Consider the following 528-nt stretch of genomic DNA (forward strand, 5'->3'; position numbering starts at 1 on the left):
ATCAACCCGTTGTCCATCGACTACGCCTGTCGGCCTCGCCTTAGGTCCCGACTTACCCTGGGCGGATTAGCCTGGCCCAGGAACCCTTGGTCATCCGGCGGCAGAGTTTCTCACTCTGCTTTCGCTACTCATACCTGCATTCTCACTCGTGTCACCTCCACGGCTCGTTTCCACGGCCGCTTCCCCGGTGACACGACGCTCCCCTACCCATCCACACACCTGGACCACACCCTCAAGGAGTACGGCCGAGTTAATATGTGAATGACACAGCTTCGGCGGTGCGCTTGAGCCCCGCTACATTGTCGGCGCTGAACCACTTGACCAGTGAGCTATTACGCACTCTTTAAAGGATGGCTGCTTCTAAGCCAACCTCCTGGTTGTCTAAGCGACCCAACATCCTTTCCCACTGAGCGCACACTTAGGGGCCTTAGCTGGTGTTCTGGGCTGTTTCCCTCTCGACTACGAAGCTTATCCCCCGCAGTCTCACTGCCACACTCTCACGTACCGGCATTCGGAGTTTGGCTGATT

General features: G+C 57.2%; 1 rRNA gene. It reads right to left on the reverse strand.

The features are described 5' to 3' along the window. A 23S ribosomal RNA gene (locus ACFFQA_RS37990) occupies positions 1 to 528 on the reverse strand; the annotation flags it as partial.

The sequence above is a fragment of the Allokutzneria oryzae genome (genome assembly GCF_042429765.1).
Classification (GTDB): Bacteria; Actinomycetota; Actinomycetes; order Mycobacteriales; family Pseudonocardiaceae; genus Allokutzneria; species Allokutzneria oryzae.